Raw genomic sequence first — 3239 nt, 5'->3', positions numbered from 1 at the left:
CTATATCAGATGCACCCTCAAACAAATCCATAACACTTTCTATAAAATTCCACATTCTCTCACCTCACACCATAATTATATCTATTTTATTCCATGCGATTCAAAATAATCATTAATCTTAATTTATTCGTAACAAAAAAAGCACCAGACCATATGGTCTAGTGCTTTTTATCAGTTCAATTTTCTAATAAATTTAAATCTTAATAATAATATTATAGTTCTAAAAGTCCTTACAACTTTAAGCTTAATATTGCTTAAAAAGTTATCTAAGTTATTAGCTTTAATATCTCTAAATTTTATATCCCATCATTATCTCATAAAAATAAATATAGTTATAAAAACCTCTCTATCATCAAAATTCTAAAACTTTTCTAAATTTTATCTAAGTGATACATTTCTATTCAACTTATGTTGATATGCACCTTGCCTGATACGTCTTAGTTAAATCTTATAACTTATCTGCTATTTTAATTTTTATAATTTTACTATCTTCAACTAAATACACTTTAGCTTTATCAATAATAACTTCTCCGTTGTAGGTCTTAATCTATCCACAATAACAATTTCAATCCACTACTTATCTTTAATAACATCAATAGTCTTTACCCTTTCGAATAAATGTGAAGTCAGTTCTTTTTTTCTAGTTACTTCATAATTCCCATACGTCATAACTCTAATACTCAGATCCATCTTTTCCTTACTGTGATTTTAGTAACTTTTCTCTTCATATAGAAAACTATATTAACCATTACTATTTTTATCATATCCCTCTTCTATCATCAATTCATTAACTTGTATCTGAATCATTATTTTAAAATAATGTTTTCCAAACTTTAAAATATCCTGTCTAGTAATTTCAATCCTATACTTATCTTTATTAATATCAACAGTCTTTACATATCTCAGTAAATACCCAATATCTTCTTTAATCTCTGTTATCTCATAATTCCCATACAATAATAACTTCAATATTCAGCTTCAATTTTTGTCTGCTGTGATTTTAGTATTCTCTCTCTTCGTTATAGCAAAAGCTACACTAATTTCCATTCTCTCTAATTTAAAATTCATCTTATCTTCAACTTTAGTAACTTATATCTGATTCTTTACAAGGTACTATAAAACTCTAATCTATTAATTCTTTAATTTTGTGATTAACTAAATTTTCTCTCTTAGCTATATCAACTTATCTACTATTATAATACCCTTAGCGAATATTTTCCACTATCTTTCCCATTTAATTCTTAATTTTCTTCATTATTTTAGTTTTAATAACATTTTCCGACTTATTTAACTGCTAAAATAAAACAACTTTGTTTATAAACTATACATTCACCATTTAATGTTTTAATTCCATTTTCATTGATACTACTTCCATCACTTATTAAAACCCAATCTCCCTCTGGAAGATTTAAACTAATATTATCCTTATTTCCGTTATGAATTACTAAAACTTTTTTAAATGTATCATTAAGTCCTTCACAATTAATAGTAAATGAAATCATAGCTTCCACATCATCATTAAATTTAATTCTAGATTTTATTTCTTCAAAACTTTCTAACCTAAAGCATTTATGATTTTTTCTAAGAGTAATCATATCTTTATAATAGTTAAATACATCTATATATTCTTTTTTTCTATTCCAATCAATCTTATTTATGCTATCAGGCATATTGTAACTATTATGCTCTAGCACTCCATTTTCTGATTTTTTAGTTCTTAAAAATTCTTCTCCACTATGAAGGAATGGTATCCCTTGTGCTGTTATTACAATTGCAAACCCAAGCTTATTCATTTCAATTAGCTCTTGCTCTGTTGCATTTTCATTAGACATTATAAGTTTATCCCACAATGTATAATTGTCATGTGCTGACTCATAATTTATAACTTGCATAGGTGAATCTGCCCAAGTATGATATGGTGAATCTATTATGTTAACCCCACCTGCTATACCTATTTTAATTTCATTATTGAACTTATTTAATCCCGAAACAAATCCCTTATCCTCTGCTCTAAAAGTATTACCTTTTATTCCATCTCTTATTTCATCATTAAAGAGTGCTATTTGTCTTCCCTCATATTTAAATGTATTTGTTTTTAAACATTGTCTTTCAATAGCTAGAGGACTTCCTCCTCCTGTCCAACCTTCCCCATAGATAATTATACTTTCATCTATTTCATTTACTTCATCTCTAATTTTTCTTAAAGTTTTTGTATCATAAAGTCCCATAAGGTCAAATCTAAAGCCATCAATATGATATTTCTTTGCATAAAAAATAATTGAATCTACTATAAACTTTCTAACCATTGACCTTTCTGTTGCAAGTTCATTACCACATCCTGAACCATTTGAATTTGAACCATCACAGTTTTGTCTATAATAATACTGTGGAACAAGTCTATTAAAATTAGAATCATCACAACGATAAGTATGATTATAAACAACATCCATAACAACTCTAATTCCAGCTTCGTGGAATTTCATAACCATTTCTTTAAACTCAATAACTCTATTTAATCCATCATGTGGATTTGTAGAATATGAACCCTCTAAAGCATTATAATTTAATGGGTCATAACCCCAATTATAATTCTCTGAATTATAACTTCTTTCGTCTACAGTTTCATAATCATAAACTGGTAGTAAATGAACATGTGTTACTCCAAGTTCTTTTAAATGATCTATTCCTGATGCTATATCTGTCCCACTTACTTTGCTATTTCCCTCTATAAGACCAATAAATTTACCCTTATTTATGACACCCGAATTTTCATCAATAGTAAAATCTCTTACATGCATTTCATATAAAACTGAATCTCCTATACTCTCAAGCGTTGGTGCTTTATCTTCTTCCCATCCACTCGGGCTATATTTATCTATATCTAAAATTAATCCATACTGACCATTTACAGATACACTATTAGCATATATATCAACAACTGAGTGGGTTCCTTCTGATGTTTCAACTCTATATTTATAATATATATTATCTAAATCTTTATTTACATCAACCTCAAAAACACCATTTAAATCAATTAACTTTATATCATCAATAAGATTAAAATCATTTTTATTCTCTCTTTTATATAATTCAACATATATATTTTTAGCAACAGGACTCCATACTCTAAACTTTGTACTTCTCTTTGAATAAATAGCTCCAAGTTTCCCTGCAAAGTAATACCAACTTCTAAATCCTTTAGAGTTAAATATTTCTGCTATTTCACTTTTACTTTTCGA

The 3239-nt window shown here is 27.3% G+C and carries 2 protein-coding genes; both read right to left on the bottom strand.

All coding sequences use genetic code 11. From position 1 onward, the window contains the following. Nucleotides 1-741: 741 nt before the first annotated feature. A complete protein-coding gene (locus tag Q0V15_RS12575; protein ID WP_297439487.1) occupies nucleotides 742-969 on the bottom strand; it encodes a hypothetical protein in 228 nt (75 codons plus the stop codon). 314 nt (nucleotides 970-1283) lie between these two features. Next, the coding region (gene pulA, locus Q0V15_RS12570; RefSeq protein ID WP_297439486.1) for a type I pullulanase at nucleotides 1284-3239 on the bottom strand (1956 nt) is incomplete at its 5' end.

It is taken from the genome of uncultured Clostridium sp., assembly GCF_947036855.1.
In the GTDB taxonomy this organism is placed as follows: Bacteria; Bacillota; Clostridia; order Clostridiales; family Clostridiaceae; genus Sarcina.
Note: the sequence above shows the minus strand (reverse complement) of the source record. Positions and strands in the feature narration are given on the sequence as shown.